Origin of the sequence: Okeania sp. KiyG1 (assembly GCF_014132355.1) — a bacterium.
GTDB lineage: Bacteria > Cyanobacteriota > Cyanobacteriia > Cyanobacteriales > Microcoleaceae > Okeania.
Genome location: NZ_BLZO01000094.1, coordinates 126,564 through 153,560 on the forward strand (window position 1 = coordinate 126,564; position 26,997 = coordinate 153,560).

The window sequence follows — 26,997 nt, forward strand, 5'->3', positions numbered from 1 at the left end:
CTGAAAGGAGCGATCGCTATTATAACCAACTCTATTACCGATGCTACTCTCAATCAGTTAAAACTGAATCTGGTCCAGCAATAACAATCCCATCAGGAGCAAAAACTTTCCAGTCATCTACATCGTAAGTGTAAACCTGAAAAACACCAGCTACTAAAGCTGTAGCAGCGTGCCTAGCATCGTGAATCCGACGAGCTGTTAAACCTCGGTTAGCAGCAATTTCCAACATTTTGATACTCACCTCAAAATTAGTATCTAAAACGGCAATTTTTGAAGGGTTTTCCACCAATGCATGAACGCAAAGCTTCGCTAATTCTGGTGTTTGAGGAGGTTTAGCACCTACCCAGGTTAAAGCCGCATAAACTTCACTCAAAACCCCAACAGAGGTACAAGCATTCAACTCCCCCCCGTCTGGCCGCTTCCACGATAGCTCTGGCTTCAGTATGCCGATAATCACCACTACATAAAGCACCAATAAAAATTCCTGCATCTAAAAAAAAACAATTGTCATTGTTAACCCTAGTAAATTGCTTTCTTCCAACCCGAAGGTACGTTCGCCTCTAAAATAGGTAAAGGCTTTAATTCTTCTTGCCGAACTTCTACTACTAATATTTCTCTGTCGGATAACTGCACTGAGAGTGTCGTCCTCTCTTTTAGTAATTTGAGAAAATCCTCAACAGAAAAAGATTGAATATTTTCGATGGTCAAGACTTGATTAGTATCACTCATTGTCCAGGTTCTTAAATTCTATTTGATTTTAGTATAGCAGTTGTTGGGGCGATCAAGACAGATTTAATTGGGTTCCCAAGAATCAATTTCTGTAGGAAAATCAAGTTCAATACTGTTGTCATAACGGGGATTTTCTGCCAGCGCATCAATTATTTTCTTAATCCTTTGACGCACAACACCAGGTCATTTCAGTTATCAGTTATCAGTACCGACCACTAAAGCTGGAGGCTACGAAAATACTGAACTGAAATTTTTTCATCCCCTTAAAAGGGGAGGCTTTGGATCTCATTTTTTGGTAAATTATATCAAATCCGTTTTATTGAACATAAAAAAATTCTCCAATCGTCATAACTACGCTCATCTTTGTAATTCTCTCTCCTCCTGACTCCTGACTCCTGACTTCCCTTCCTGGGAGGGGTTAGGGGTGGGTTGACTCCTCCTGGCTTAACCATTCTATGGCTGTTTAACCGGATTTGATATTACGCCTGCGATCGTGGACTGATGCTAATAACCAAACTCTATACATATCTCTAGCCCAATTTGAATCTTTAATCCCATTCATCCTTAACTGCATCCCAATCTAAACCAAGTTATGTATAGCGATCGCTTTTTTCCTCTTGTCTACAGCTAGGTGCGGTGCTAATCTCATGTTTCATTAAATAACTGTAACAGGACTTGCGCAAACTCTTAGACAATATGCTACCTGTAGAGGGCAATAGATCCCAAATGGGGTTCTATAGTTGGGAGTGGGGGAGATTGAAGTAGTTATAGAATTATCAACATATACTATATAACCGGATTCTATATAATTTGTGGGAAAAATTAAATTTTTTTCTAAAATAGACAATTTTTTCCTTACCTATGTTATTTTCCTATAGAACCCCTGAGTGGATCTTTGGACGCGGTATGTGCTTTTGGCTTCCGTCCTCAGTCTGAGCGATCCAGTGGAAATTCAGGAACGAGAATAGGGGAGGCTAGCGGATGGGACCCCGCGTCGCCCAATAGCACACCTGGTAGCTTCCCTTGCAGGTAGAAAAATACTCTCATCTCCCCATCTCCCCATCCCCCCATCCCCCCATCTCCTCCTCTATTTTTAAATAGATACCACTCAGGGGTTCTATAATAGGTGATTTTAATTAGGGCTTGCTGAATAAAGCTAAAAATCAGGATATATAAGGTAATGAAGCTTTTTATATTCAATTGATCTCCTAGTTTATGGCTCTTATTTGCCTCAAAATACTGACATTTTCTGCTGAAATTCAAGAAAATTTATTCACATAAAATGGCCGAAACAGTTGTCTGTTCTCCACAAATCGACCCGTCCCCGCGTATCGACCCGTCCCCGTGTCCTACTCCACCAACCAATTTATTCAGCAAACCCTAATTATTAGTTTGCCTCCTGGTTAGGAGCTTTTCTTTGGAATGCTTTGCCAACTCTAACAGTTCTATAATGAGGATTAATTTCTCAAATAATCAAAAAACTAGATTAAGAACTGGATAGACTAAGAAAAATGCAATATAATTTTTTTGATTTAAAACACTAATAATTAGAGGTGCAAATTATGATTTGGTTCTGGAAGAAAAAGAATAAACAAAAACCACAAAAAAAATCTGCCAAAAAGCCAAGAAGTAAGACTTTTATTTTAGAAGAAATTATTAGTCCTGGTGCTTATTGTCCCATACCAATAGATGACTCCCTCGTTAACCATCCCATTTTTGGATTATTCACAGACCAAGAATTAATTACTACTATTTTAGGAATTGACGCTCCTCCAAATATTGCAGATATAGACACAGAAATTTTAGTCCAAGATTATTGGGAAAAGCTCAACGAATACTTTCAAGAAAACCCGACAGAAGCGGATGCTTTTGATATAAATAATTTGTCTACTTGGCCGACATTGGAGGCGCTGATAAATCCAGGGCAACCTAGTGTAGAAATACCTGATGTGGGTGGAGCTGTGGGTACTTTACCCCCTCCAGTGACGGTGCCAGTAGACCCCCCTAGAAATAATCCGGGTAGTGGCGGTCAAGACCCAGTTATCCCTCCTCCTGAACCACCTACCCTAGTTAATGCTATTTCAGATATTACTCTGACACCAGAAATATCCTCTCAAACCATAGATATATCCCAGGTATTCGCTACTCCAGATGGGGAACAACTAAAATATGAAGTCATAAATAACAACAACGAACTTCTTAATCTCAACTTAGAAAATAATCAACTATTAATAGAAGCACTACCCAAAACAGGGTCAAGTCAAATTACAATTCAGTCCACTACTAACGCTGGAGGTGTGGCAGCTCATACTTTTAAGGTTTTCAATAATTATGTTCCACCAGAGTCTGTGGCAACTATTAATACTGGTTTAACCGAGTTACAAAATGTTATTGATACTAACCCGGATGACTTATTAGCTAGTTTGGATAACCCAGAAGCACAAACAGCTTTGGAAACTCTAGCGACTGAATTAGAATCCAATTTTGATAATATTTTCAACGCTATCCAACAACCAGAAACTCTGGCAAAAGCAGGAGTATCTCCCGAAGCAGTTACTACTTTGGAAAAACTATTGGCCAATAGAAAAGTGGGTGCAGCTTTAGGTTTACCAACTTCTGTGGAGTCAGCTTTGACTTCGGATGATTTTCGGATTTGGGATAACTATTTAATTAACGCTACGGAAGCTGCTTCTATTCTTTTACCCGACGCACCTCAAACGAATGTGGCATTTTTGGATTTTGCTGATGAACATGGGGAAAATGTGACAGAAGTATTTGAGTCTGTTAACCCTAATGCTGAGTATGAACGTTTATCTATTAATAATGGAAATTGGGCACAACAGTTGGTGCAGTATGTGGATAACTTGAAAGCTGCTGGAAAAGACCGGGGTATTGTCAACCTCAGTTTTGATTTGACTCAGGTGGATGACCAGGGAAGGACAACAACTCGCTATGATTTGACCGAAGCAGAACAATTGGCAATTCAATATGCACGGGATAATAATGTATTGTTAGTAGCTGCTTCCGGTAATACTGGTGGAGAAATGTCAGCTTTAGGAAAAGCAGCAGAAAAGTTTGACAATATTATTACTGTAGGAGCGGTGAATAAGTTGGAGGAAGTTGCTGACTATTCGAGTCGAGGCGACACTTTGACTTTGGTTGCTCCTGGAGGACAGTATGAAAATGACCCGAATGCTTTTGTGGGTACTTCCCGGGCGACGTCTTATGTGACTGGTGCTGCGTCTCTAGTTTGGGCAGCTAACCCAGAGTTGAGTTATCAGCAAGTGAAGGAGTTGTTGACTCTGACTGCTAAAGATTTGGGCCCGGAAGGTTGGGATGCAGAGACGGGTGCTGGTTTGTTGGATGTGACTGAAGCGGTTTTGATGGCAGGTTTAGTGGCACCGGAGGCGGTGGTTAGGTTTGGGGATGTGGATATTTCGCAGTTTAGTGGTGCGGGTAGGGTAAGTGTTGATGTTCGTGCTGCGTCGCCGGAAACTGAAGCTGCTATTCAGGGTTTGACGGATACTCAGAATCAGTTGTTGGGACAATGGCAGGTTTTGAGGAATTTGGGTAATGATGATGTGACTTTGGAGGAGTTACAGAATGAGATTGCTTCTCGGAAGTCGGATGCGTTGGATAGTTATCGGGATGTTGATACTGCTGCTGCGATAAGTTTGGTGAAAAATCAAGAGTCGTTGACTGCTTTGGGTTTGGCAAGGGAGCATTATCAAATTGAGTTGGCGCGGTTGCAGGGTTTGTTGGAGCGTCAGGGACAATTGCAGGATGGGTTAGTAGCTTTGACTGGGGAACGGGATGAGTTGGTTGTTACTAATGCGGAACAGTTAAGAGTTTTGGAGGAGGCGATCGCTCGGACGGAACAAGAATTGGATGATGCGAGGAAGAAGTTGCAATATCAGCTTGTGGACCCGGATACTTTGGTTGCTCAGACTGATGCTGTGAAGGCTGAAATTACTGATTTGGAGGCCAAGATTCAAGAGTATCGTCAGCAGTCTGCTGTTTTGAAGGCACAAGCAGATAATTATTATGCCCAAGCTAACCAGTATCGGCAACAGCAACAACATCATACTAATATTGCTAATAACGCTTGGATAACGCGCCGAGGTAAAAGTGGACGACGGTATACGGAGCGTAATACTCCTGTATATAACCATCATATAAATATAGCTAACCAAGCGGCGCGTAATGCTGAGTCAGCTACTTCCCAAGGCGATGTTTTCCAAGCTAATCACAACCAATTGCAACAGTTGACTGCTCAAATGGAGCAACAAACTCAGGAGTTGAGAGATTATGAGGAGCTGCTGGAAGGAAATAATCAGCAATTATCCACACTCACAGGCAACCCCGATGATGCGCAGCAAATTTTAGAAGCACTCCAAAAACAAGCGGCAGAAAAGACCCAACAGGCAGAAGAATATTGGCAGCAAGCTGAATTTGCCGAAAAACGACGGGTGGAAAATCAGGAGAAAGCTAACTGGCATAATTCTATGATTAACCGTCGTGAAGTTGTTGGTCATCGTAAAAAGCGTAAGAAGCGTGAACCAATCTACGGTTGGCGTCACTATCCAGAACACATTGCTCCTCGCGACCAAGCACAACAACAAGCTAACAATGCTGAAGTTGAACGCCAAATCTTTGAACAGTGGGCACGACAAGCGCAAGCTGAGGCGGATGCTTTGAACGCAGAAGCTACGTCGTTAGGGGAACGAGTGGAAGATTGGCCAGAACTGAAGCGGGGTATCGAGTATGAAATAAATGCCAAACAACAACAGTTACAAGCTGAGAATGATTTACTGGCATTGCAAACTCCGGTGCAAAGGCAACAGTTAGAAACTCTGGAGTTGCAAATTGCTCAAAGCGAGGCGGAGTTGCAAAAACTGGAAACCGAGCAGTTACCGGAACAGCAGCAAAAAACTGATGCTACTGAGGAACGGTTAAGTCAGGTACAGCAGGATGTAGAGGAAAATCAAGTTCAGCGCAGTCAAACTCAAACAGATTTGCAAAATTTCCTAGAAACTTATGGTTATTTACTGCCATATCAGGAACGTCGGGCAGCAGTGCAAAAACAGATTCAACAGTTAACGGAAGAAATAACTATTGTCCAACAGTTATTATTGCAACAGCAAACTGAGGTAGCTAATAACCCCAATAATAATCTAACCAGTCAATTAGAATCTACCCAAAATTATCTAGAGCAGATAGAGCAACAGTTGGCTTATGCAAAAGTGCAGGAGGAACAACTGAATCTTGCTGCTCCTGACTCTCCGCAACGTTTGGCTATTGGTAATTTGATTGATGAGTTGGCAAAACGACAAAGTAGGGGCGAACGGCCGTTCGCCCCTACATTACCCTTACAGCAATACATTGACTTTTTGCGTGGGGTAGAAAATCGCAATAACAATTTGTTGAATGGGTTTGACGACTTGGAAGAGCGTTTGACGGCTGCTCAAACTCAACAAACTGCTGGAGATGAGACTTTGCGACGACTTCAGAACGAATATCGTGATTTAGGTTTGGCAAAAGCGGATATTGAAAATGAGAAATTAATGCCAAATCTGATTACAGCGTTGCAAACGGAAATTGACTCGCAACAGGAAATTTTAAATGGTTATCAGCAGCAAATTAGTGATGCTCATGCTGTGGCGAGTAATTTTGAGCAACAGCGACAACAGCATCAAAATAGCGCTAACCATTGGGATTCTCAAGTTAACACTTGGGGAGTTGTCGGTCATCGCCGGGAAAATAAAAAGACCGTCCCTGTTTACGGTTGGATACATAACCCACAGGCAGAAGCTAACCGCAATGCTGCTCAAGCTGCTGCTAACAATGCTGCCCAACAAAGGGATGTTGCCACTCAACAAGCACAACAGCTTGAGGCAAGTTTGCAACCAAGTATCAATACAACTCAAGCAACCATTGCTAACCTTGAGAACAAGCAGCAAATTTTCACAGATATCGAAAATATTCAACCTAACGCGACTTTGGAGGAGGCGATCGCTCTTAAAGATACTCAAATTGATAACACAAAAACAGCAATTAGTCAAACGAAAGATACGATTAATTCCCTCAAAAACGATTTACCTATCACCAAGCAAGCTAAGTTCGATAAAGAGGTAGAAATCGTAGGGCAAGAGGGAGCGATCGCGCCAATCCAAACCCAACTCAAAGCTACTGAAAGCAAGATAAATGTAAAACAAGCAGAAATTACTCAGAAACAATCATTATTGCAGGAGTATCATAACCAAATAAACCAAGCGAATGCCGTTACTAATAATTTCGAGCAACAGCGACAGCAGCATCAAGCGAATGCGAATTATTGGAATGGTGTTGCAAATCGATCTGGTGGTGGCTTCTTAGCCGCTATTGCCAAGATAACTGCTCGTATCAGACGCGACGAGGCACTTGCTGCTGCTGAGTCCGCAGCCCAACAACGTGACTTAGCTGCCCAACAAGCACAACAACTCACTGCTACTTTGCAACCGCAAATTCAGGCAATTCAACAAGATATTGCGCCACTGCAAACTGAAAAGCAAAACTTAGAAACAGAAAAACAAAACCTGCAAACTCAGTTAAGCAACCAACAACAAAATTTACAAAATCTCCAATCTGAACTAGCAGGAATTGAGCAAAATATCAGCAACATTGAGTCCGATATTGTCACCAATGAGCAAAAGGTACAACAGCTAGACGCCCAACTGCTGAAAGAAAACTCAGATAAAATACATCTCCAGGAGGCTTTAGCAGAAATAGACCAACGTATTGCGGATAAAGAGTTAGAAATATCAGACAAATATGAGGAAATTCAACTGACGGAAAAATACGCCCGCCATGTTAACGCCGAAGTCGATCGCCTAGAAAACCGCCTCGACTTAATTAACCGAGCAGATGCTCTCGAAACTGAATATCAAAACCAACAAGATAACTGGCAAAATGCCTTAGATAACCAAATAGCATCTACCGAAGAATTGTTGGCAACTCGCACAGCAGGAGAAAACGAACGGGAACAATTACTATCGTTGCAATCTCAGCTAGCAGATACTCAAACTCAACTTGCCACCGCTCAACAGCAACAAGCGCAACTCACAACTGAGGTAGAAACTGCCCAAGAAGATTTACAGTTTACTCAACTGCAACTAGGGAACCAGCAATTGCAGTTACAAAGCTTACAAGCTCAAGACGAACCATTGCGCAGCGCTGAAGCTTATTACTACAACCAAGCTCAACAACATCGGCAGCAGATTTGGTATTCCAACGGTAGCCAGTTTGTGTATAATGCCGAACAAGCAGCAGCATATCGCGCCAACATGGAGCAGGCAGCGCGGATGGCACAGCAGCGCAATGATAATTGGCCGAAAATAGAAGAAACTCAGAAGAAAATTGAGGAGTTGAACCAGGCGATCGCTACTCAAACAGCAAATATCGCTAGTAAGCAACAGGAGTTGGCAGAAGTCACTCCAGAGGTGGCTAACTTAACTGCCAAGGCAGCAGAAATCGAAATTCAAATCCCCCCTCTAGTTACTGCTCTAGAACCTCTGCAACAGGCAGAAAATGCCAAATTAGCAGACTTCCAAAATGCTGTTGAGCAAACAGAAACCGCATCCGTAGAATTAGCTCAAACCACCAAAGAGCAGGCAACCGCTTTGAATCATTTGATTAGCTTTGGCGTTTTGGGAACGGAATCTGATGTCGATTTCTTCCCGACTCAGGTGGAGTCAAAAGTTAATGAATTTATTCAACAGTTGCAAAACCGCAGTAATGACTTAGGTTCCCAAGCTGATACTCTAGGAAATTTGATAGCAGACTGGCAACAGGAATTAGACAATACCACAGATACAGTCAGTCGTCAAGCGTTAACCGATTTGATTACCGAAACTATTGGCCAACAGAATCATCTATTGCAACGTCAACAGGAAAATCAGGAAATAGTAACGGCATTGAGCGATCGCTTAACGGCAGCTAAAGCTTCTCTAGAAAATCTCCGACAACAGCAGGAGTTGGAAATTCGGTCACAACTCAATAATAATGATGAGCGGTTAGAGGCGCTTAACCGTCAGTTGCAAACAGAGACTGCAGCAGAAAAGGCGCTGAATGAGAATACAGTATTAGCTTATGCTCAACTCAATGACCAAGTGCGGGCAGATTTGACGGCGAGTGCGACTCAGTGGGTGAGTCAATTGCAAGAAGGGCATCAGCAAACTAAGGAAATTGGGGAAAGTCAGCAAAATCTGTCTCAGTCCGTTGATAACTTGATTGAGTATATAGAGGATAATTTAGCTGATGTTGATGGGGAACGCGACCGGAATTTGGCAGATTTGCGAGATGCCATTACTACCTTGGGTGTCGTTGCGCCCCGTCGCGATGAGTTTGCAGTAGGGGAAACTCACCTGAAGCAAGAGATTGAGAAGCTGAAACAGTTAATTGAACAGGATGCCAAGTTGTGGCAGGAAATTGCTCCCATCGCCCAACGTTTTGGGGTTGAGTCTCAAGAGTTGGCCGAGTATCAGCAGCAGTATGAGGCTAAAAAACTGCAGGACGAAACAACAGCGCAACAGTACGAGGAACAGCGACAGCAACATGAGAATAATGCCAATCATTGGAAATCTCAGATTAATACCTGGGGAGTGGTAGGACATCGGCGAAGGAACAGAAAGACTGTACCAGTCTATGGGTGGATTCATAATCCTACTGCTGAGGCCAACTATAATAATGAACTAGCAGCAGCGGAAACAGCAGCTCAAAACCGTGATGCAGCTTTGGAATTACCTACAGCTCTAGCATACCGGGAGGAATTTGTCAATAACGCTACCAACAATGGTACAGCTATCGATGTATTGCAAGCTGAAACCGAAGAAAAAAGTAATGAATACAGTTCCCTACTAGCACAAGTGAAGGCAGAAGAAGCACAAAACAACGCTCAAGCTTCTGCTGCTATAGTTCAAGCTGACTGGTACGAACAACAAGCTGCCGAACACTGGGAACGCAGTCGTAAAAATGGTCCGACTTGGACTGAAACTCGCGTAACTTGGAAACGGGGTAGGTCTGGTAAGAAGAAAAGGCATGAGGTAACTATCACCCATGTTGACCACGACTGGATACTCTGGGATACCTACAGCAAATTAGCTCCACAACTGCGACAACAAGCAGCCGAACAGTTGGTAGTCAGCGACGAAAAATCCCAAGAACAGGAACGCTTGCAACCGCTAGCAGAACAGTGGGCAGATACGCGTAATGCTACTAACATCGCTGAAGCACCGATTAATGCTAGTCGCAACCTGGTGGAAGTATTGGAAACTTCCCGCGAACAAATTCCTGCTGCCCGCGAACAGTTGCAACTGTTGGAAGAGCTATTGCCAGAGGTAGAGGAAAAATTTGCAGAAGCTCAGAAAGAAGCTGACGAATACAATGCCAGAGTATTAGCTGAGTGGCAAGAACATGACGAAAACGCGACAGAATATATCAATACCATTGAGGACATATTAGAACGTCGTGGCGACCTCAATAAACAATCCCAGGAATTGCAAAACAAACTTGCCGATACGGAAAAATGGGTGGAACAACAAACCGTCGCGTTGGATACTGAAACGGAGCAAGTCGATAATTTGCGTCAACAGTTGATAGCTGATGGGGAGGCGTTGGCAGAAAAAATTGCTGTGGCAACGGGTAGCGAATTAACAGAGTTGCAGACCAAACAAGCACAACTCCAGGAAGCTTTGGGACTCATTGAAAATAAAGCAGTGGTATTGCGACAGCAGCAAACAGCATTCAGCCAAAAACGCACTTTGCTGACCGCAGAAAACGAAGTTATTCTCGCAGGACAACGCTTATTAGATGCTTACCTGATAACTCCTGAGAGCGACTTTGAGGAATTGCAACAACAGCTAGCAGATGCTCGTGCTGCTTTAGCGGAAGCCCAACGTTTGGCAGAACAAGCAGAAGCCAGCAGTCAAGCATTAACCGCTCCGTTACAGGAACTCCAAGAAGACCTCCTGGCACAAAACGACGAACATTTGCAAGCTGCTAAGGAACGTCAGCAGATACTCAAGGATTTGTTGGAGGCAACGGAACTGAATGCTAACTACACTTTAGAAGCTGCCCAGAAACAGCAGGAAGTGAACGATTTAGAATTCCAAATCTTGCAACGGTTGCAGTCAGCCACTATTGCGGGTAACGAAGAGGCCAAACATTTATTAGATGTGGCGACTCAAAACGATATGGCAACGGCGGCAGAAATCTATTATCGCAGTTTCAATGATGTTGCTGGTGATAAGCGCAGTAGTTCTGCTGGTGGTGTGGGACGACCGGAAGACCGAATATTAGCGGATAAGTATTATCAGGAGATGCAAAACCATCGCCAGTTGCAGCGGTTAGCTCAAGAGCAAGCAGACCATTTTGGAGAGATTCGCCAAACTGCTGAAGCGCAATTGGAGGAATTGCAACAGCAACAGGAGGATGCTGCCCAGACGTTGCAGGAGATTAACGACCAGATTAATGAGACCCAGGAGCAACAGGAAGCCAAGGAGCAGGAGTTGGCAGTTGCTCAGGCTCGTTTAGATGGAATTGCTCGGATACGGGAGCAAACAGAACAAACTTTTGTGCAGTTGGTTAGTTTGGAACGCTTGAATCTGGCTCAAGCACAGTTGGAGCAGGAAATTGCAGAGCGACGGCAGTCGGAAATTGATGAGGAAGTGGCACGGCGTTTGGAACGGGAGGAGATTGAGTTGGAGCGTCAGCGTTTGGAAGCGCGGGCGAAGTTGGAGCAGTTGGAGCAGTTGCAGGCTGAGGAGGACTTGCGACAAGCGGTGAATCAGGCGCGGGCTGATGTTGGTTTGGATGCTGTGGCTGGTGGTAGTAATTCTGCTCAGTTGTCGTCGGATATGGCAGCGTTGTTGGGGCAGTTGCAGAATTTGGAGCAGCAACAGCCTGATTTGCCTGATGATGTGAAGGTTTTGTTGGCTGATGCGAGGGGTGATATTTATCTGGCGTTGCAAGGGGAAGAGGCTGAGAATATTCAGGAGAATTTGCTGAAGACTACTGTAGGGTTAGTGGGGCAGATTCAGAATTATCAGACTGAAATTGCTAAATTGGACTCAGAGGAGCTTTGGGATCATCAATTGTTGGCCCAAGCAGAAAATGATTTGCAAGCTGCGTCTCGCGAAATGGTAGAGGAGCTGCAGCGATCGCAAGCTTTATCTGGGGAACGGGAGATTATTAATCCTCTGTACATTGAGACCTTGAGTAAAGTTGCCTATGCAGAGCAGGCTGTGGACATTTCCCAAGATTTAGCCAAGCAGTCGAAAGATTTCCTCGGTCAAATCCTCGAACAACGAAAAGAAGAACGGAAAGCCCGTAAAAAAGCATTCTGGAATGAGTTGTTAAGCGTAGTTTCAACAGTTCTGAATATCCTCGCTTTTATTCCAGCTCTGGCTCCTTTCGCAATTGCTCTGAGAGCTGCTAGTGGAGCTATTAGTGCAATTCAAGCTGCAATCAATGGTGACTGGGCTGGTGCTATTTTCGGTGCTGTTATGGCTGGAGTAGGTGCTGTTGCTGGTAGTCTTGGTAATGCTATAAACGCAGTCAAGGGCACGACAGCAACTGTCTGGGGAATGACTCAAGCTGCTGCTGGTAGCCTCCTTTCCAATATACAAACCATTCAAGGTGTAGCAAGTGGCTTATTTCGTGGCATACGAGCCGCTGAATCTGGTGATAACATCATGGCTTTCCTACAAGTCTTGGGCGCAGCAGCAACGACAGCTATATCAGGAGGACTAGGGGGACTGAGTGAAACAGATTTCGCATACCAGTTGATTAATACCCTTCAAGATGTTCCGGTGATGATATACAGTAGTATGCTAGCTATTCAAAGCGAGGATTGGATTGCTGCGATTAGTAATATTTTCAATGCTGCGATAACTACAGCCCGAAACTTTACCAATTTGGTAGCTTCCTCAGACACATTCAAGAGTATTTCTCAGGAACTTAGCAAGTGGGAGTTATTTGGGAATGTTGGTTTAGCCCTAGCTGGCGCTATAGAAGAAGATAGTCTGCTTGGCTGGCTATCTGGCATTGAGGGAGTTCTAAGTTCTGTGCAAACGTATGGCAATGAGAGAGCTAGTTTTAGCAGGAAGGTAAGAGCCAGAGTGGAAGCTGAGAGGTTAGCAGCTAATTCCCACGATCCAGAAATAATAAGACTGGCAGAAAGAAAAGGTTTGTCCCTAGAACAAGTTTGGAGAAGTTCAAATGGACAAATTTACTATGATGTTCCTTTTGAAATTAGAGACGGTTTGATGGGTCGATTAGTCGTAGTAGGAGGGGATTTTGATCCATCTAAACCAACTCGCGTTGTTATTCATGGGTACAGAGGTTCTTTCAATGAGGAAGATACAGAAAATTGGATGACCCAAATGACCAATGGTTCTCCAGACAGAGATGAAAATATCGTGCTAGTTGATTGGGGAGAAGCAGCAGGAAACTTATGGTATCCAACACCAGCAGCAGATACTGAAATTGTTGGTAATACAGTTGCTCAAGAACTTGAACGATGGGGTGTTTTACCAGAAAACTTGACTCTTGTTGGTCATAGTCTTGGAGCTCAAGTTTCTGCCAACATAGGTGAATATTTTACGGATGATCAAGGATCACCTCTTGTTAAACGCATAATTGGCTTAGATCCAGCCCAACCTCTTTTTGAACATGATGGTATTATTCCCGTATTGGGTTGGTGGAATGGTCCTACCCCAGATCCTTCGGATAGGCTTGATGCTGGAGATGCCCAGGAGGTTATTACAATTCACAGTGACAGTGAATGGGATGGCTTAATTCCTCCTCTAGGGTATTCTGATCCTGGAGGACACAAGAGCTATTACTTAAGTGATGCAACTGTAGACAGTATTATCGCAGATAATCCCAATTTAAGTGGACCAGTTGCAGACCACTCAGTAGCCCCTTACTTCTTTCTAGAAAATGAAGATCAAATTTTAGAACAAAGCCAAAATGGCTCTTACAACATAGGATCTGATTCTAACAACAATCTAAAGATTGCAGAAAGATAAATCATCCTAGTGGAACCTATATACCATGTAGGGGCGAACGGCCGTTCGCCCCTACGGGTATGAATTATCCCCTCAAAATATACAAACAGCGATCGCTCCTTTCCCCAAAATCAACCAACCACAAAAAAACATGACAAACACAACAATCATTGCCCAAACCTACACCCACAGACCAGCCACCCAGGAGGTAACAGCGAACGCCAGAAATGTGTAGGGGCGAATGGCATTCGCCCGCACAGATACCAAGAATTCCCTCAAAATCTGGAATAGGCGATCGCCCCTGACCCAAAATCAACCAACCAAAAAAACCATGACAAACACAACAACCATCGCCCAAACCTACACCCAAAGACAAGCAACCCAGGAGGTAACAGCGAACGCCAGAAATGTGTAGGGGCGAATGGCATTCGCCCGCACAGATACCAAGAATTCCCTCAAAATCTGGAATAGGCGATCGCCCCTGACCCAAAATCAACCAACCAAAAAAACCATGACAAACACAACAACCATCGCCCAAACCTACACCCAAAGACAAGCAACCCAGGAGGTAACAGCGAACGCCTGAAATGTGTAGGGGCGAATGGCATTCGCCCGCACAGATACCAATTATTCTCTCAAAATATGGAATAGGCCATCGCCCCTGACCCAAAATCAACCAACCACAAAAAAACATGACAAACACAACAATCATTGCCCCTACCTACACCCAAAGACAAGCAACCCAGGAGGTAACAGCGAACCCCTGAAATGTGTAGGGGCGAATGGCATTCGCCCGCACAGATACCAATTATTCTCTCAAAATATGGAATAGGCCATCGCCCCTGACCCAAAATCAACCAACTACAACAAAACATGACAAACACAACAATCATCGCCCCTACCTACACCCAAAGACAAGCAACCCAGGAGGTAACAGCGAACCCCTGAAATGTGTAGGGGCGAATGGCATTCGCCCGCACAGATACCAATTATTCTCTCAAAATATGGAATAGGCCATCGCCCCTGACCCAAAATCAACCAACCACAAAAAAACATGACAAACACAACAATCATTGCCCCTACCTACACCCAAAGACAAGCCACCCAGGAGGTAACAGCGAACGCCTGAAATGTGTAGGGGCGAATGGCATTCGCCCGCACAGATACCAATTATTCTCTCAAAATATGGAATAGGCCATCGCCCCTGACCCAAAATCAACCAACCACAAAAAACATGACAAACACAACAATCATTGCCCCTACCTACACCCAAAGACAAGCAACCCAGGAGGTAACAGCGAACCCCTGAAATGTGTAGGGGCGAATGGCATTCGCCCGCACAGATACCAATTATTCTCTCAAAATATGGAATAGACGATCGCCCCTGACCCAAAATCAACCAACCACAAAAAAACATGACAAACACAACAATCATTGCCCCTACCTACACCCAAAGACAAGCCACCCAGGAGGTAACAGCGAACCCCTGAAATGTGTAGGGGCGAATGGCATTCGCCCGCACAGATACCAATTATTCTCTCAAAATATGGAATAGACGATCGCCCCTGACCCAAAATCAACCAACCACAAAAAAACATGACAAACACAACAATCATTGCCCCTACCTACACCCAAAGACAAGCCACCCAGGAGGTAACAGCGAACCCCTGAAATGTGTAGGGGCGAATGGCATTCGCCCGCACAGATACCAATTATTCCCTCAAAATATGGAATAGGCGATCGCTCCTTTCTCCCAAACCAACCCTAAAACTATGACCAACATAACAATCATTGTTTACCCAATACATCTGGTATGGGCGAATGCCATTCGCCCCTACGGATACCAATCATTCCACAGAAATATGAAATAGGCGATCGCTCCTTTCTCCCAAACCAACCCTAAAACCACGACAAACACAATAACTATTGCTTTCCCAATAAATCTGGTATGGGCGAATGCCATTCGCCCCTACGGATACCAATTATTTCCTCAAAATATGGAATAGTCGATTGCCCCAGACCCAAAAAAACACCCAAAAACCACGACCAACACAACAATCTATGGGCGAATGGCATTCGCCCCTACGGATACCAATCATTCCAGTAAAACAAAAATCTGATAAAATGGGAAAAAACAAGAAATATCAACCTTATGTCTTACGATCCTAACAAACATCATCGGCGATCGCTTCGCCTCAGAGGTTATGACTATTCACAAGCAGGAGCCTATTTTCTCACTATTTGTACTTACAACCGTCAGACTCTATTTGGAGAAATTCTTGACGGTAAAATGCAGTTAAATCAACTAGGTGAGGTAGTTGCTGAAGAATGGGAGCGATCGGCACAAATACGCCAAGAAATAGAATTAGACTATTCGGTAATTATGCCAAATCATTTACATGGCATCGTTGTAATTAATAACGTAGGGGCGAATAACCCTGTAGGGGCGAACGGCCGTTCGCCCCTACACGACCATTTTGTTTCGCGACATCAAACCCCCCTACGGATGAAACCTCGTTCAATATCATCATTAATGGCAGGATTCAAATCTGCTGTTACTAAACGTATCAATCAGATTCGCTATCATGGCGAACAATTAGCTACATCTGCTCCCGTGTGGCAACGGAATTATTACGAACATATTATTAGAAATGAAACATCATTAAATCAACTTAGACAATACATAATAGAAAATCCTTTAAAATGGGAAATTGATCAATTACATCCTAATAATCCTTCAAAATGGTAATCACAATGACCACAAATATTGCCTACCAAATAACCATGTAGGGGCGAATGGCATTCGCCCTCCATAGATACCAATCATTCCACAGAAATATGCGACAAGCGATCGCCCCCTTTCAGTTGCCAGTTATCAGAAAAAGCTATCTATCGCTTTTTTGAGTCAAAAATAGGCTAATATTAAACCATCATTAACATCCAAAAAAAATCCTACTCCAATGAAACCTGTCCAAATATCAATCGAAATCCCCGAATCAGTGTTGGCAGCAACCAACGCAGATGCCACAACATTTGCCAGAGAATTACGGACATTAGCAGCAGTAAAACTCTATGAAATGGCACGTTTATCCTCTGGCAAAGCAGCCGAACTAGCAGGAATGTCACGAGTAGAATTCCTACTCAACTTAGACAAATATCAAATCTTTCCCTTTGCTCAAGAATTACAAGAATTGGAAGCAGAACGTGCCAGCAGCAATCAGTAATACATCTCCCCTGCTCTACTTGCACAGAATAGATTCTATAAACTGGTTGAGAACTTTATTCGATAGTATCTGGGTTCCCCAAGCAGTAGTTATAGAACTAGCAGAAGGTCAACGTCTCGGCTTTGACGTTCCCGATCTAGCACTCTATCCTTGGCTGCAAATAATAGAACCAGTTACCATTCCACCTGAAATAGCTAATCTTAACTTAGGCAAGGGCGAATCAGCCGTTTTAGCTTTAGCCATATCCAACCCTAAACACTTGTTACTACTTGATGATGGATTAGCCAGACGGGCAGCAAAAAATCTAGGTTTTACAGTGTGGGGAACACTCAAAATTTTGTTAGAAGCTAAATCTCAAGGATTAACTGATAGAATAACCCCTTTGGTCGAACGCTTACAAAATTCTGGTATGTGGATTTCCCAAGATGTACGCCAACAAGTTTTAGATATAGCAGGAGAATAATCTCCCACTCTTAGCTCGAACAAGAGCGCTCCCTTCCTCAAAACCAACCAACCACAAAAAAACCATGACAAACACAACTACCACCCAAACCTACACCCAAAGACTAGCCACCCTAGACGACGTACCCACCATCGCCCCCCTGTGGAAAGCCCTTGTCCACAGTCGCGAACACCTAGACCCCGCCATGCAAGTCAAACCAGACTTTGACTTCACCGAATACGTCACCTTCCAAATTACCAAACCCCACTCCTACTGCTACCTCCTGGAACACCATCAAGACAACCAAACCACCATAGTCGGTTGCCTCTTCATCTACTTCTACGACGAAAACCCACCATCATACCTGGACGAACAATACCGACCTCAACACGAACTAGAAAACCCGTTTATCCCCCGCAGAGTCGGTTCCATATTAGGAATGTACCTCGACCCAGAACACCGGGACCCCAAAGCCATTCAAATATTAGCCAAAGCAGGCATAGACAAAGCCGAGGAAATGAAAGTAACCGACATCGACCTATTAGTATGTGCCGAACAGACCGGAATGCAGGCCCTGTTGAAAAAATGGGGATTCAAACAACAAGCATTCCAGTTTTGCAAACATTACAGTATCGACCCCAAGGAGGAATTACCAGACTTGCACCAACCTTTACCAGAATTGGAACCACTTCCTAAAAGTCAAAAGTCAAAAGTCAAAAATTAAAAGTAAGAATTGAAGAAAGTTAAAGGTATGATAAAAAATAAACTTTAGTATTTCAATCCTCTGGCTAAACCCAGAGCTGCTGATAACTGATAACTGATAACTGATAACTGATAACTGAAATGACTTACACTCATAGATTAGCAACTCCAGAAGACAGTCAAGCAATAGCACCCCTCTGGGCAGGATTTGCCACCGAACGGGCAAGTATTGACCCATCAATGAAACTCAAACCCAACTTTGATTACGAAAAATATGTCAGCCATCAACTCAATAAACCTCTATCTTATTGTTATATTTTAGAAGCTCAAACTAACAATCAAACTCAAATAGTAGGCTGTATATTTATCTATTTCTACGATGAAGCACCACCACCTAACTTACCAGCAGAATTTCTAGAAGAACATGAACTAGAAAATCCTTTTTTACCTCGGCGTATCGGTTCAGTTTTAGGAATGTACGTTCAACCAGAACATCGTCAACCAGAAAACATTCAATTATTAGCAAATACCGCCATTCAAAAAGCACAAGAAATGGAAGTAAGTGATATTGACTTATTAATTGCTGCCGACCAAAAAGGTATGCAAGCATTATTAAAACGCTCTGGTTTTACACCTACAGCAGTTCAATTTAGCAAACATTATGAAATTTTACCTAATACTAATTCACCTAGTTTACACCCGCCTCATCCAGAATTAGATGTACCAGAACCACCATTACCAGGTGCGATTCCTTTAAGAGACCCTAAAACTAATGAATTGGTTTACAATAATCAGGATAAACCTGTATTTATTTATCCAATTACTGATAGTAGTAGGCAGTTAATTAAAACATCAAAAAACCTACCTATTTATCCTACTCCATTGCGAGACCCACAAACTCAAGATTGGGTATTTGATGCTAATGGAGAGTTAGTAGTAAGTCCAATTTTACAAGATGATTCTGGTCAAATATTTGAGCATCAAGGTATGGTTCAATTTCATCCTCCCAGTTATAAAATGCAGGCAGGAAAATTAGTTTTAGAAAAAGATGATTCTGGTAATTATCTATTTCGTGATGTAGAACGAGATAGCCAAGGTAATATTGTTTTATCACCAGAAGGTCTACCTATTTTTCAACAAAACTCGCTCAATTAAATACATATTAGAATTCAGGATTCAACCCACCCTAACCCCTCCCAGGAGGAACTCAGGAGTCATATAAGGTAGCAAGATGCTCTCACTGCCATTCTCCTTGACCAAAATAACTAAAATAGACTACCATTACAATGCACCACTACCAGAAATTCATTTGAGAAGTTGAAAAAATGCAGATATCATCTCCTATCGATCAACTTACTGAAAAAGCCAAACAAGTACTCAATGAAATTACCTATCTCACCTTAGCAACAGTAGATAAAGAAGGAAACCCTTGGAACTCACCTGTCTATTGCGGCTTTGATGAAGATTACACATTTTATTGGTCATCATGGATAGAAAATCAGCACTCTCAAAATATTATTAATAATGGGCAGGTTTTTGCAGTTGTTTATGATTCAACAGCATTGAGTGGAGAAGGATTTGGTGTTTATTTCAAAGGTATAGCTGAAGTTATTGAAGCAGAAAACAAAATATTCAATAAAGCAATTGATACTATCTACACGAAAAATGGCAAACCAAAAAGAGACAAAAAATATTTTCTTAACTCAGGACCGCGACGTTTATTCCGGTTCATGCCAACAACTATTTGGGTTAATGTCAAAGAACCTTACGAGGATTATTTTCTTGACAAAAGAGTAGAAATTACTCAAGAAATCATATCAAATCCGGTAGTATCGGTGTAATTAGATGGAGGGATGGGGGATGGGGAGATGGGGAGATGGGGAGATGGGGAGATGGGGAGATCGGGGGATGGGGGATGGAGAGATGGGGGGATGGAGAGATGGGGGATGGGGAGATGGGGGATGGGGAGATGGGGGGATGGGGGATGGGGAGATGGGGGATGGGGGGATGGGGAGATTAAGAAATATTTGGTAATGGTTGAAGATGGAACATTTTTTACGTGCCGAATTAAACGGATTTGATATTACTCAAGAAATCATATCAAATCCGGTTACAGCGCTTTTGCTGATTGATGAACCACATCGTCATAACCAAAACCCTGTAGGGGCGTTAGCGGAGCTATGCGCAAGCTTTCGGCCGAAAGCTTGCGCATAACTATCGTTAACGCCCCTACAATACAAGGAAAAACCTTATATGACGGTAGATATTTCCCCAACTTTATACACAAACGATACCAACGGACACGATATTATAGCAGATTGCAAGTATAGCGCTGTGCGCAGGCAACAAGTAATAGGCAACAGGCAATAGGGGAATAAAAAGCCGATTTTATGAGACTTTTAGCTATTGGGATCTCCTGGAATTTGTAAATATACCAGCGCACACTGATATTGGCTATCCTGCCCTTGTAACTGAGCTATCTTAAGTTGAGATTTTTTCCAATTATTAGAAAATTTAGTTTTATGTCTGTTGAGGTATTGCAGTCGTGATAATTTAGATTCTAACTTTCGGTAAGACTTAGCGCCTTCAAATACTTCACCAGTAGATAACGTAGCTAGAGATTTTATACCTAAATCTACACCAACTACATCTGTTGATTTCTCAGTATTTATGGAAGCTGAGTCTCAGAGCGAAACTGACAAACCATCTATCAGCTTTTCTACTAATAGTTACTGACTTGGGAGTAACATTGTCTGGTAATATTTCAAAGGTTTTAACCCATCCAATTCTCGGTAATTTTATGTGATTAAAGCCTACCGATATTGAGCCATCTAAAGTAAAACTATCATCCCTACCTTTTTTCTTGAATTTAGGTTGACCAGACACTTTACTGAATCTTCGCTTCCAAGCTGATGATAAATATCTCAAAGCATATTGAGGCGCAGACTCAAGATACTTCATAATACCAATAGTTATTAGGTTTAACCATTGCTACTAATAGTTTATGAAGGTCAATTGCAGTGGGGAATTTAAGTTTACCTGAAGGATTATTGGAATAGGGAATTAAGAATGTTTCTAGTTAGCCATAATCCCCAATTCCAGGCATGGCGAGCCACACCTGCGTGTTTAGCTAGCAAGGTTTCTTGTTGGTTATTTGGGTGTAACTCCGTTTTGAATCCTAGTAGCATAAAATAAAATATAGATAATCATAGAATATACTAGATAATCTATGATTATGTCAAGCTGTTAATTACCCTCAAAATAGAAATGACTTACGCACGGACACACTTATCCAGTGAGGGCGAATGCCATTCGCCCCTACATACGGACACGCTTATCAAGTGAGGGCGAATGCCATTTCCTAAGGTCATGCTCCGCAAACGCCCCTACATATCGCGTTTTCAAGGTTAATTTGCGTGAGTCCTGATAGAATCTAAATATTTATACCAATTAATCGCTAAATCAATATCTGTAAACGGAACTTTAATATTTTTAGACTCAGAAAAAATAAACTCCAAAACTACCTTACCCTGACTTACTGGGTTTTCTATATCTATAGGTTTATTGTTAACCAATAATTGTAGCGATCGCACATCCTGCAAAGAAAAAGTCTGCAAATTTATCGGGCCACTGCGCGTTGGTTTTCCCCAAGTTATACTTTCACCATTCTGACCCAATACCGCATAAATATCATATTTAGCTTTCTCAAAAGATTCTGCCCAAGCGCGGTAAGCTTCCAACTTTTGATACTCATTCCAACCTGCCCAAGCTAACCAGATAAACACACCCAATAGGGGCAACCACAATAAACCTCTTTTCCATATTAACCTTTAGATTTTCTAGTTATCTTCTCTCAATTTTAGATGGTGAGCAAATTTCACAAAATATAAAGATTACAGGATTTATGCACGGACACTAAATCGGGTCAGGGCGAATGCCATTCGCCCCTACATATGGCTAGAAAATATCGGGAACGGGAAAATATCGGGAACGGGCAAGATGTCCATTCCACAAGACTATTAAAATCATCCGGCATTTTAACTTCCGTGTAGCGGCACTAGAGCTTTACCGAAAAATTGTGGTTGAAAGCCTCCTCTTTATAAGAGGATAAAAAGAAAAATTTTCCTTTGAGTCAATTCTCTTCTTTTGAAGGAGAGGTAATATCATGTCCGCTGGTATCGTTTGTGTAAATCCAAGGGTAAATATCTACAGGAAATTTAGGTTTTTTCAAGCTTTTAAGCCTTCTTCCTTCTTCCCTCTTCCTTCTTCCTTACCTTCGCTATACAATACCGATGCTACCGGACATGATATAATTCTAAATTCTAAATTCTAAATTCTAAATTCTAAATTCTAAATTCTAAATTCTTGAATCCTCACCCCCGAAAGTTGGCGGCGGCAGCAGGCCAGTTTTCATTGGCGCGGGCAATATTGCCTGGAATATCGCGTTCCCAGCGATCGCGAATCCTTAAACTGAAATTGAGATATAGCCTCCCATCGACAATGCTCCAGGCTTCTGGAACAATAGGGGCAGTGTATCCATTAGCAACGGCAAAAGCACAGAAACCGCCATACTGCGGAGCATATTGCTCTGGGGAAGCTGCAAACAAGTCGCGATTTTTGGCACTGGAAAACCACCAGTTGACACCCATCCAGTTGTGAGTAAATTGTTTATTTCCTGGGACAGGTTTACCTACTTGAAAATAGGCAACTGGGTCAGTACCTCGAATGGCAACTCCGTTTTCCGCAAAAATCGGCTCTGTGACATTGGCTATTTGAGATTCATCAGCCTTGTTGGACGATACGGCAATAGCAGGCGATACAGAATCTGTGGATAGTTCCACTGATGACTGAAGGGAATCTTTTGTTTCTAGGGAAGCACACCCTATGACCAACCCGAAACTAACTGAAGAAAGGACAAAATATCGACGTTTCATTTAACTTTCTCTCAAAAGGATTTTGGCATTGCAGGATAGACATCTTTAACTTAGGCCAGTCAACTGAGGAGGCTGTGAGAAATTCCTGAAACTCTTTTTCATAACAACCCCTATGGGGAGTGGGGAGTGGGGAGTGGGGAGAAATAAACATAAGAATAATTAACATTAACTGAGTTGTTAATGACTAAAAAGGGACTTTGTCTGTATTAATTATTTAATAACTGAAGCGTCTCCGGCCTAAAGGCGTGGAGATTCCTACTGAGCCGTAGTTCTTCGGCGGGGTGAAGTGCCATAATATTATCAAAATCATAAGGGTCGCGCAACCCCGCCTTTTAAGGCCAAATTTTTTGGAGCGAAGCTCAAATCCTACTTCTCCTCCAGGGAGGGGTTAGGGTGGGTTGGGAGGGGTTAGGGGTGGGTTAAATTCTGACTTCTGACTTCTGACTTCTGACTTCTGACTTCTGAAACCGTCCAATATTGTCAACTCTGAGCTAGAGTAGTAAGAAAGTCCTCAGTATAGTGAATATCTCAAACAATGAAAAAATTTCTGTTTGTCTGCTTATTCTTAATTGGGCTTGGTTGGGCCTTATCTAACTTTACAGGTTTGGCCAATAAAGGAATCTATGACTCAATTGTATTAGACTTCCGTGAAGATATCGGAGTTACTAAAATTGTCGATGAAATTAAGACAATCTCCGAACAATACCAAGTCTCTCCTCGTCTAAATAGTGAATTTTCTTTATCAGATAATGTGTATATTGTCAAGGGCGATCGCCAACTTCTCAAAGAACTGAAAAGCTCTCTCAACAAATATACTGAATACATAGAACCCAACTATATTTATAGCGCTAATGCTATCATTTTTGAGGGCACTAAGGGTGTTCCCAACGACCCTATGTACGGGAAACAATGGAACCTCCGCAGCATTAACGTAGAGGAAGCATGGAATGAAACCAAAGGCGACGGCGTAACTGTAGCGGTAATTGATACAGGAGTCACCAGAGTTCCCGACCTGGAAAAAACAAAATTTGTGTCTGGCTATGATTTTGTCAACGACCGGACTTTAGCCACTGACGATAATGGTCACGGCACCCACGTTGCAGGTACTGTTGCCCAGTCTACCAATAACGAATATGGTGTAGCAGGTATTGCTTACGAAGCCAGCATTATGCCTTTAAAAGTATTATCTGCTAGTGGTGGCGGTACAGTTTCCGATATTGCCGAATCTATAAAATTTGCTGCTGACAACGGTGCAGACATCATCAATATGAGTCTTGGTGGCGGCGGTGAAAGCCAAATAATGAAAGAAGCTATCAACTATGCTCATAGTAAAGGCGTAGTCGTTATTGCTGCTGCGGGCAACTCTGGCCAAAATTCAGCAAGTTATCCCGCTCGTTATCCCCACGTTATCGGTGTCTCTGCCACTGACCCAGCTGGAGAAAAAGCTTCCTATTCTAACTTTGGTGCAGGAGTTGATATTTCTGCTCCTGGTGGCTCAACCTCTGGCAAAAATGAAACTGGTGGTATTTTGCAAGAAACTATTAACCCAGAAAATGACAAGAGTGTGTTTGCTTCCTTCCAAGGTACTAGCATGGCATCTCCCCACGTTGCAGGTGTGGCAGCATTAATCAAAGCTAGTGGTATTGAAGACCCAGAGGAAATTGCCAATATCCTCAAAAAATCTGCCAGAGTTGTCAAGGAAGACCCACTAAATCATTTTGGTGCAGGTCAGTTAGATGCTGCTGCTGCAGTCAAATTGGCAATAAAAGGTCAAATTACTTTCCGCGACTTCTTCCGGTGGTTGCATGATAATGGGTATCTCAGTCCTGGTTTTTGGCTTGATGGTGGTGCTGTGGCATTGTTACCGAAGTTGGCAATGGTCTTGGGGTCTTATATATTAGCTTGGTTCCTGCGGAATTATTTTCCTTTCAGTTGGAGTTTCCCTCTCCATACAGGATTAGTTGCTGGTAGCAGTGGGTTATTTTTCCTCCGTGGTTTCTATATCTTCGACTTACCACAATGGCCTATGCGTGTGATGGGTAGTTCCCTACCTGAAGTCGGTGGAGCTATTCAAGGTAGTGGTATTTTGAATCCCATTTTTGCTAGTGTTTTGATTCCAGCATTGTTAATTGTGTTGTTATTAGGAAATCAGCAATGGAAGTGGTTAGCGATCGGCACAACTATTGGTGTTGCTAGCTGTTTGGCTGTAAGTGCAGTTGTATATCCGGCAGTTTGGGGATTAGGTTCTGGTTTTGCTGCTCAAATTTTCCTAGTTGTTAATGCATTTTTATGCTTAGGTTTAGCACGTTTGGCAATTAGAACGGAGGAGAAATTAGCATGAGTAGCATTACAGTGAGTGGTACTGTGGAAAAGAAAGGTTTTGGTACTGGCACTTGGGGGTTAGTAACTGAGGGTGAGACTTATGAGTTGAAGGATGCTCCGACTGAGCTATGTAAGTCTGACCTGAAGGTAAGGGTTACAGGTGTGGTGCGAGATGATGTGATGACTTTAGCAATGATTGGTCCGGTATTAGAAGTTGAGTCTTTTGAGATATTGGAATAGTGAGTTATAGCAGGTTTCAAATCAGTGAAGTACACCTGTAGCGGGCAAGATGCTCCACTACAAAAATTGGCGTTGGTGAATTTAGCTATGATTTTCGTGTTTAGGGAATAGGGAATAGGGAATAGGGAATAGGTAGGGACTTGCATCCAAGGTCCCTACAGACCTTGATTACGGTTCGCCCAAATATCTTAATTCTTATGTTGATTCACCAACGCCCAAAAATTTTATTTAAACCTCGCCTTTGAGAGCGATATCTTAGTTTAATATTTGTACTTCATATATAGCACCTTATTGAAAACTAGACAAAGCTAGACATTTGCCATCGGTGAGTGCAAATGATTTCGTGGCTCACCCGTTTCAATGTGTACTTGCACAGAAAGTTGATGTTCCGCCCATAAACTATGGGTGAGGATACCCTCAAGGGCTTTCCGACCTTGAAAAAGTTGAGTCCTCCGAATACGATGCAGGAGGAGATTAGAAAAACTGCGATCGCGAATATCTGGCACGGGAGCAAGATGCTCCCACTGTTCTTGTAATAAAAATAATGGCAATGCGCGATCGCCCATTTCTGTTTGTTTCAATCTTAGATAAGTTTCCACTTCTTTAAAAAAGCATGGTATTAGCACTTTGTAGGTTGGGTTGAGTCCGCGTTAATTGCCCCCTAAAATCCCCCAAAATTGGGGGACTTTTAGAAGCAAATTGACTCTTGTTCCCCCCCAAAGTTGGCTTGCTCGGGGGGCAAATTTCAGTAGCACTTTGTAGGTTGGGTTGAGTCCGCGTTAGCGCAGCTTATCCGGAGGATAAACCCAACAAGGGACTCCTATCTGTTGGGTTGCGCTACACCTATTAAAAGAACTTTTTGATGAATTGTCACAAAAAAAACCCAACAAGGAACTTCTATCTGTTGGGTTGCGCTACCGCTTAACCCAACCTACTAAGGTCTTTTGAGATTTAGCTGTCAGGTTTCAATCCCTAATAGGGATTAGGGTAATTTTCCACAAGAATTAGCTATCGGAAATCAAGCTGATTTTGTAGTTTCAATCCCTAATAGGGATTAGGGTAATTTTCCACCATTTGCTGATGGCTCTTATGTATTGGTACTCAATGGGTTTCAATCCCTAATAGGGATTAGGGTAATTTTCCACCAAAAAATAAAACCGAATATTTAGATTTAGTTGAATCTAATGTTTCAATCCCTAATAGGGATTAGGGTAAGTTTCCACATTTAATTCTTATGCGGGTGGAGTAAAAGTAAGTCATCCGTTTCAATCCCTAATAGGGATTAGGGTAAGTTTCCACTTTTTATATCCTAAGTCTTTTGCTAATTGCCGTCTTTGTTTCAATCCCTAATAGGGATT

At 42.6% G+C, this 26,997-nt stretch carries 24 protein-coding genes and 1 CRISPR repeat array (1 of these 25 cut by a window edge); of the genes, 13 read left to right on the forward strand and 11 right to left on the reverse strand.

Annotated features, from left to right (window positions below):
• Positions 1-49: 49 nt before the first annotated feature.
• Both SAGCYANO_RS23115 and SAGCYANO_RS23120 read right to left on the reverse strand, forming a co-directional pair.
• Positions 50-472 carry a PIN domain-containing protein gene (locus SAGCYANO_RS23115; RefSeq protein ID WP_237396569.1) on the reverse strand — a complete coding sequence of 141 codons (423 nt, stop codon included), beginning with the start codon at positions 470-472 and terminating at the stop codon, positions 50-52.
• A 47-nt stretch (positions 473-519) separates the two neighbouring features.
• On the reverse strand, positions 520-729 hold the full coding sequence (locus SAGCYANO_RS23120; protein ID WP_202222220.1) for a hypothetical protein: 210 nt from the start codon (positions 727-729) through the stop codon (positions 520-522).
• 1,562 nt (positions 730-2,291) lie between these two features.
• Here SAGCYANO_RS23120 and SAGCYANO_RS23130 point away from each other — a divergent pair.
• Entirely contained in the window at positions 2,292-13,796 is an 11,505-nt protein-coding gene (locus tag SAGCYANO_RS23130; protein ID WP_202222221.1) for a S8 family serine peptidase, read from the forward strand.
• 64 nt (positions 13,797-13,860) lie between these two features.
• On the opposite strand, the gene SAGCYANO_RS23135 is transcribed toward SAGCYANO_RS23130, so the two are convergent.
• Positions 13,861-14,487 carry a hypothetical protein gene (locus SAGCYANO_RS23135; protein ID WP_202222222.1) on the reverse strand — a complete coding sequence of 209 codons (627 nt, stop codon included), beginning with the start codon at positions 14,485-14,487 and terminating at the stop codon, positions 13,861-13,863.
• A gap of 70 nt (positions 14,488-14,557) precedes the next feature.
• On the opposite strand from SAGCYANO_RS23135, the gene SAGCYANO_RS23140 reads away from it, so the two are divergent.
• Entirely contained in the window at positions 14,558-14,788 is a 231-nt protein-coding gene (locus SAGCYANO_RS23140) for a hypothetical protein (RefSeq protein WP_202222223.1), read from the forward strand.
• Here SAGCYANO_RS23140 and SAGCYANO_RS23145 read toward each other — a convergent pair.
• Positions 14,773-15,210 carry a hypothetical protein gene (locus SAGCYANO_RS23145; protein WP_202222224.1) on the reverse strand — a complete coding sequence of 146 codons (438 nt, stop codon included), beginning with the start codon at positions 15,208-15,210 and terminating at the stop codon, positions 14,773-14,775. The two genes, SAGCYANO_RS23140 and SAGCYANO_RS23145, sit on opposite strands and share 16 nt — an antisense overlap.
• 70 nt (positions 15,211-15,280) lie before the next feature.
• Here SAGCYANO_RS23145 and SAGCYANO_RS23150 point away from each other — a divergent pair, with 70 nt between their 5' ends.
• Positions 15,281-15,511, forward strand: a complete 231-nt coding sequence (locus SAGCYANO_RS23150; RefSeq protein WP_202222225.1) for a hypothetical protein — start codon at positions 15,281-15,283, stop codon at positions 15,509-15,511.
• A 98-nt stretch (positions 15,512-15,609) separates the two neighbouring features.
• Here the strand turns inward: SAGCYANO_RS23150 and SAGCYANO_RS47945 are convergent, their stop codons facing one another.
• Entirely contained in the window at positions 15,610-15,738 is a 129-nt protein-coding gene (locus SAGCYANO_RS47945; protein WP_255502668.1) for a hypothetical protein, read from the reverse strand.
• Here SAGCYANO_RS47945 and SAGCYANO_RS23155 point away from each other — a divergent pair.
• From SAGCYANO_RS23155 to SAGCYANO_RS23190, 8 genes are all read left to right on the forward strand, one after another.
• Positions 15,732-15,944 carry a hypothetical protein gene (locus SAGCYANO_RS23155; protein ID WP_202222226.1) on the forward strand — a complete coding sequence of 71 codons (213 nt, stop codon included), beginning with the start codon at positions 15,732-15,734 and terminating at the stop codon, positions 15,942-15,944. The genes SAGCYANO_RS47945 and SAGCYANO_RS23155 overlap by 7 nt on opposite strands.
• The gene (locus SAGCYANO_RS23160) at positions 15,928-16,524 is read left to right on the forward strand and encodes a transposase (RefSeq protein ID WP_202222227.1); all 597 of its coding nucleotides are present in this window, start codon (positions 15,928-15,930) and stop codon (positions 16,522-16,524) included. The genes SAGCYANO_RS23155 and SAGCYANO_RS23160 overlap by 17 nt, the downstream gene beginning before the upstream one ends.
• Positions 16,525-16,735: 211 nt before the next feature.
• Positions 16,736-16,999: a UPF0175 family protein gene (locus tag SAGCYANO_RS23165; RefSeq protein ID WP_202222228.1), complete on the forward strand. Its 264-nt coding sequence runs from the start codon at positions 16,736-16,738 to the stop codon at positions 16,997-16,999.
• Positions 16,980-17,462, forward strand: a complete 483-nt coding sequence (locus SAGCYANO_RS23170; protein ID WP_202222229.1) for a DUF3368 domain-containing protein — start codon at positions 16,980-16,982, stop codon at positions 17,460-17,462. The genes SAGCYANO_RS23165 and SAGCYANO_RS23170 overlap by 20 nt, the downstream gene beginning before the upstream one ends.
• Before the next feature lie 64 nt (positions 17,463-17,526).
• Complete coding sequence (locus SAGCYANO_RS23175; protein ID WP_202222230.1) at positions 17,527-18,165, forward strand: GNAT family N-acetyltransferase; 639 nt, start codon at positions 17,527-17,529, stop codon at positions 18,163-18,165.
• A 119-nt stretch (positions 18,166-18,284) separates the two neighbouring features.
• A complete protein-coding gene (locus tag SAGCYANO_RS23180; RefSeq protein ID WP_202222231.1) occupies positions 18,285-19,298 on the forward strand; it encodes a GNAT family N-acetyltransferase in 1,014 nt (337 codons plus the stop codon).
• A 170-nt stretch (positions 19,299-19,468) separates the two neighbouring features.
• Positions 19,469-19,984, forward strand: a complete 516-nt coding sequence (locus SAGCYANO_RS23185; protein WP_202222232.1) for a pyridoxamine 5'-phosphate oxidase family protein — start codon at positions 19,469-19,471, stop codon at positions 19,982-19,984.
• Between the two features lie 4 nt (positions 19,985-19,988).
• Positions 19,989-20,177 carry a hypothetical protein gene (locus SAGCYANO_RS23190; protein ID WP_202222233.1) on the forward strand — a complete coding sequence of 63 codons (189 nt, stop codon included), beginning with the start codon at positions 19,989-19,991 and terminating at the stop codon, positions 20,175-20,177.
• A 365-nt stretch (positions 20,178-20,542) separates the two neighbouring features.
• Here SAGCYANO_RS23190 and SAGCYANO_RS23195 read toward each other — a convergent pair whose 3' ends face one another.
• The 5 genes from SAGCYANO_RS23195 to SAGCYANO_RS23215 form a co-directional block, all read right to left on the reverse strand.
• Positions 20,543-20,815 (reverse strand): transposase, encoded by a 273-nt coding sequence (locus SAGCYANO_RS23195; RefSeq protein ID WP_202222288.1) that lies wholly within the window; start codon positions 20,813-20,815, stop codon positions 20,543-20,545.
• Positions 20,805-21,104 carry a hypothetical protein gene (locus tag SAGCYANO_RS23200; protein WP_202222234.1) on the reverse strand — a complete coding sequence of 100 codons (300 nt, stop codon included), beginning with the start codon at positions 21,102-21,104 and terminating at the stop codon, positions 20,805-20,807. The genes SAGCYANO_RS23195 and SAGCYANO_RS23200 overlap by 11 nt, the downstream gene beginning before the upstream one ends.
• Before the next feature lie 86 nt (positions 21,105-21,190).
• Positions 21,191-21,331: a helix-turn-helix domain-containing protein gene (locus SAGCYANO_RS23205; RefSeq protein WP_202222235.1), complete on the reverse strand. Its 141-nt coding sequence runs from the start codon at positions 21,329-21,331 to the stop codon at positions 21,191-21,193.
• Between the two features lie 219 nt (positions 21,332-21,550).
• The gene (locus SAGCYANO_RS23210) at positions 21,551-21,949 is read right to left on the reverse strand and encodes a hypothetical protein (protein WP_202222236.1); all 399 of its coding nucleotides are present in this window, start codon (positions 21,947-21,949) and stop codon (positions 21,551-21,553) included.
• A gap of 567 nt (positions 21,950-22,516) precedes the next feature.
• Positions 22,517-23,077, reverse strand: coding sequence for a YHS domain-containing (seleno)protein (locus SAGCYANO_RS23215; RefSeq protein ID WP_202222237.1), 561 nt, complete (start codon positions 23,075-23,077; stop codon positions 22,517-22,519).
• A 535-nt stretch (positions 23,078-23,612) separates the two neighbouring features.
• Here SAGCYANO_RS23215 and SAGCYANO_RS23220 point away from each other — a divergent pair.
• Both SAGCYANO_RS23220 and SAGCYANO_RS23225 read left to right on the forward strand, forming a co-directional pair.
• A complete protein-coding gene (locus SAGCYANO_RS23220) occupies positions 23,613-25,418 on the forward strand; it encodes a S8 family peptidase (RefSeq protein ID WP_202222238.1) in 1,806 nt (601 codons plus the stop codon).
• Positions 25,415-25,639 carry a hypothetical protein gene (locus tag SAGCYANO_RS23225; protein ID WP_202222239.1) on the forward strand — a complete coding sequence of 75 codons (225 nt, stop codon included), beginning with the start codon at positions 25,415-25,417 and terminating at the stop codon, positions 25,637-25,639. Before SAGCYANO_RS23220 ends, SAGCYANO_RS23225 begins: the two co-directional genes overlap by 4 nt.
• A 308-nt stretch (positions 25,640-25,947) precedes the next feature.
• On the opposite strand, the gene SAGCYANO_RS23230 is transcribed toward SAGCYANO_RS23225, so the two are convergent.
• Positions 25,948-26,238 carry a hypothetical protein gene (locus SAGCYANO_RS23230; RefSeq protein ID WP_202222240.1) on the reverse strand — a complete coding sequence of 97 codons (291 nt, stop codon included), beginning with the start codon at positions 26,236-26,238 and terminating at the stop codon, positions 25,948-25,950.
• 363 nt (positions 26,239-26,601) lie between these two features.
• Positions 26,602-26,997: a CRISPR direct-repeat array (repeat unit 37 nt; unit sequence GTTTCAATCCCTAATAGGGATTAGGGTAAGTTTCCAC) (it continues 955 nt past the right edge of the window).